Annotated in this window: 5 protein-coding genes and 1 tRNA gene; 4 read left to right on the forward strand and 2 right to left on the reverse strand. The window is 41.1% G+C overall.

Annotated features, from left to right (window positions below):
• Nucleotides 1–199: 199 nt before the first annotated feature.
• From EKM67_RS10365 to EKM67_RS10380, 4 genes are all read left to right on the forward strand, one after another.
• Nucleotides 200–766, forward strand: a complete 567-nt coding sequence (locus EKM67_RS10365) for a hypothetical protein (protein WP_125578910.1) — start codon at nt 200–202, stop codon at nt 764–766.
• A gap of 253 nt (nt 767–1,019) precedes the next feature.
• A complete protein-coding gene (locus tag EKM67_RS10370; protein WP_125578911.1) occupies nt 1,020–1,796 on the forward strand; it encodes an alpha/beta hydrolase in 777 nt (258 codons plus the stop codon).
• Nucleotides 1,797–1,922: 126 nt separating this feature from the next.
• Nucleotides 1,923–2,432: an isochorismatase family protein gene (locus tag EKM67_RS10375; RefSeq protein WP_225417375.1), complete on the forward strand. Its 510-nt coding sequence runs from the start codon at nt 1,923–1,925 to the stop codon at nt 2,430–2,432.
• A 213-nt stretch (nt 2,433–2,645) separates the two neighbouring features.
• Nucleotides 2,646–2,731: transfer RNA gene (locus EKM67_RS10380), tRNA-Ser, on the forward strand.
• 175 nt (nt 2,732–2,906) lie between these two features.
• Here EKM67_RS10380 and EKM67_RS10385 read toward each other — a convergent pair.
• Entirely contained in the window at nt 2,907–3,143 is a 237-nt protein-coding gene (locus tag EKM67_RS10385) for a tyrosine-type recombinase/integrase (protein ID WP_263853147.1), read from the reverse strand.
• A 67-nt stretch (nt 3,144–3,210) separates the two neighbouring features.
• Complete coding sequence (locus EKM67_RS10390; RefSeq protein ID WP_125578912.1) at nt 3,211–3,540, reverse strand: site-specific integrase; 330 nt, start codon at nt 3,538–3,540, stop codon at nt 3,211–3,213.
• Nucleotides 3,541–3,591: the final 51 nt, after the last annotated feature.

Genomic DNA, 3,591 nt, shown 5'->3' on the forward strand with positions numbered 1-3,591 from the left:
TATTTGACCATACAAAAAGTGCCTCACAATCATTAGACTGTTTGTCTAACAATTATGAAGCACTTCATTTGAGTCGTTTGAATCGATGCGCTTTTTTTGTACACGGGTCATATTTTGAGGATGAATCCAACTGAACTTTGCGACGTGAACCATTTATGATAAACTTAGCACATGATATATCGTCAGGGGGGATCATGTGATGAAAAAAAGTGTGACGATCAAGAATAAATGGGTGAAATGGTTATTGATCGGCATGGGAATCGTTTTCCTGATTATCGCCGTCGTTCTGGCTAGCGTTGCCAGTGGCAATCATGTTTATGTGAATGGGGTGCAAGTGGCAAATGATGCACAAGGTGAGCAATTAGCTCGTCGCCTTTTCCTATTAGGCTTTGGCATTCCGGGTTTATTATTGCTGGTTGCTGGATCGATAACGATTTTGGTAGCTCATCGTAAACAAGTGCGGATCAACGCGTTGTTGGCTGCCGGGAATTATGTCTGGGCGGGGCATATCGCATTAGTTGCCAGTAATACTGCGGTGGTGACAAGCAATTCCCAACATCACCAGTATGCCCACACAATTCAGCGTATGACCTGCGTCTATGAAGATGAGGCGGGGCGGAAATACTTGTTCAAGGGGCCAACTGTTCGTTATGATTCCACACCGTTTTTACATGACGGCCAAGTGAAAGTTTATCTCGATACAGATAACGTGCATAACTACTATGTTGATTTGGAAAACAGCATGGATGAAGTGATCGAAGCATAGCGTTATTTATCAACTTACCTCGCTTAAAATACACCTTTCTATACGTGGAAAAAAATAAATCGTCATGTTTCTGACCGATTTCGGCGGAAACACGGCGTTTTTTTAATCAAGTGAACAGTACTCGTCAAATAAAAAATTCCCGAGACAAATTGTTTGCGTCTGAATGACGACTTGCATTAAAGTATAGCTATTGCGAGGTGAAGTCGTTCATTTCAAATAATTGAAAGCGCTTTTAATAAGTGAGGTGTTTGAATTGACAGTCACGAACGAAAACGATATTGAATATGCACCAAATTTATTTCTAGATCAATATCAGCCAACAGCGCCACCGATCAAGGGGCTGATTATCAATCTACATGGTGGTGGTTGGTTTCAAGGCGATAAGGCTAAGGAGGCGGACGTTGCAGACTGGTTGGCGACACAGGGATATTTGGTGATCGTTCCTAATTATCGATTGGCGCCTGCTAGCCATTTTCCGGCGCCACTTGAAGATATGGATTTGCTTTATCAATGGCTACAACAATCTTTTCCTAATTTACCGAAAGCCGCAATTGGCGGTTCAGCAGGTGGGAATCTGGCGGTCGAACTTGGGTTAAAATATGACTTGCCCGCAATTTCGTTATCGGGAATTTTAGACATTGATCAGTGGTTGCAAGCACATGAGCAGGTGGTCGCCACAGATGATCATGTCGCTGCTTCGGCAACCGCCAGTCAGTCGATCGATCAGGATGGCACAGATGATCCGTTTTATAAGTGGTTTATTTTGAACTATCTCAGTGAACAGCAAGCGCATGCGGCTACGCCTTATCATCATGTGCGTTCCAGTAGCGGTCCGTTGCTGCTGATCAATTCCTTGACAGAATTTGTGCCAGTTTCTGGCGTGATCCAACTCAGCCAGCGCTATATTCAACTCGGCATACCAGTGGAAACTATTTTATTGCCGGGTCATCGTCATGCCAAAGGTTATTGGGCAGATGTCAAAAATAGTATCTTAGCTTTTCTAGCACGATATTTAACGGTGAAATCATAAAGGAGTGTGTGAGTTATGACTAGTAAAGTTAGACGTGATCCTATTAAAGATGAATTATTGACCCCAGAGAATGCTGCGTTTTTGTTAATTGATTACCAACCAACGCAGATCAACTCGATCAATTAGATGCCACGTGCGGAATTGATCCGTAATATTGTCAGCACGGTCGGATTGATTCAGACTTTTAAAATTCCGACGATTTTATCGACCGTCAACGTGGCTAGTGGGCGGAATCAAGACACCATTCCCCAGATCAAAGCCTTATTGGCCGATGTCCCCAGTTATGATCGGACGACAATCAATGCGTGGGAAGATCAAGAATTCTATGATGCAGTTAAAAAAACAGGGCGGAAGAATTTGATCATCGCTGCACTATGGACCGAAGCTTGTTTGACGTTCCCAACCCTCGATGCACTTCAGGAAGGCTTCAATGTTTTTCCAGTGGTGGATGCCGTTGGAGGCACGTCGCTGATCGCCCACGATGCCGCTTTACGTCGAATTGAACGCGCAGGCGCACAACCGACTAGTATTGCCCAACTCGCCTGTGAGCTCCAACGTGACTGGCAACGAACGGAAACCGTTCCTGGGTTTACCAAAGGTTTAGTCGACGCCGGAATTTTTCTGCGATTATCTTGAGCAGCGCGTGGTTATCGCGCTAATTAAGTTTGACTAGTTTAAAATTAAAATAAGAGCCTTGCTAACTTGAAGGAAGCAAGGCTCTTGTGTTGCATAAATAAATTAATTATTGATTGGCTCTGAAAAAATTACTAGTCGATATTTTTCAAACAGAAAATTGTAATTGTTTTTGCCAATGTCCTAGATTTTTGGTATACTAATTTAGGACATTCTGGAGAGTTGGCAGAGTGGTAATGCAACGGACTCGAAATCCGTCGAACCCTTAACCGGGCGCGCAGGTTCAATTCCTGTACTCTCCTTAGTAGAAGTAATAAGAAAGATTTATAAAAAATAGAAACCTTGCTAAATCAACACTTAGCGGGTTTCTATTTTTATATCAAGCATTAAAAAGCACTAAAAGGTTAAACCATTGTGGACAAGATAAAATTGCCAAAATAAGTTGGGATTAGGGCTAGACGGTTTTTATTGAAACATTTATTCTTTCACCGGCTTTATTACATCCAAAGCAGTTACTATTTGCGAGTCTGTTTTAACTCGATACTCTTCGATTAGGTACGAATAAACTTTGGAAGTAACAGTAATATCATTATGACCGAGCCTTTTTGAAATTGCGTAAAGTTCTATTCCTTGGGACAATAAGTTAGCAACGTGCGTATGACGACAAATATGAAAATGAAATCTATTGCGTTTTATTTTTAATTCTTTAAGCATACTTCGTAAAGTTTTGTTGACCCGGCAGATGTTGGAATCGTACCATATTGATTTACATACACTCAGCTTAGGCTATCTTCGTGGGAAAACTCACCGATGACGTCGAACAACCAATGGTCGACTTTAGTAATTCTTTTGATGCTTTAGTTTTCAATGGCTTAAAGTCTTTTTTCGCCACATTCCACGATTGATTGATAGAAATCGTATTGAAAATAAAGTTAATATCGTCCCATGTTAAACCACCAATTTTACCGGGACCCATACCAGTTAGTAGGGCCGTTAAAATCACATATTTTGAAGTGAAATATGGATTGCAGCTTTTGAGTATTTCTGAAATCACAGATTTTAACTCAGCAATATTTAGATATTCAATTTTTCGTGTTCTTTTTTCTACCATTAGTCAAGAGAATTCTTCTATATCAAGGGATTCTTTTTCTTAATTACGCAA

Origin of the sequence: Lapidilactobacillus mulanensis, assembly GCF_003946215.1 — a bacterium.
Classification (GTDB): domain Bacteria; phylum Bacillota; class Bacilli; order Lactobacillales; family Lactobacillaceae; genus Lapidilactobacillus; species Lapidilactobacillus mulanensis.

Excerpts from the sequence above, each read along its gene's own strand:
- EKM67_RS10365 (WP_125578910.1), top strand. The coding sequence starts at position 200 with ATGAAAAAAAGTGTGACGATCAAGAATAAATGGGTGAAATGGTTATTG.
- EKM67_RS10375 (WP_225417375.1), top strand. The coding sequence starts at position 1,923 with ATGCCACGTGCGGAATTGATCCGTAATATTGTCAGCACGGTCGGATTG.
- EKM67_RS10385 (WP_263853147.1), bottom strand. The coding sequence starts at position 3,143 with ATGCTTAAAGAATTAAAAATAAAACGCAATAGATTTCATTTTCATATT.
- EKM67_RS10390 (WP_125578912.1), bottom strand. The coding sequence starts at position 3,540 with ATGGTAGAAAAAAGAACACGAAAAATTGAATATCTAAATATTGCTGAG.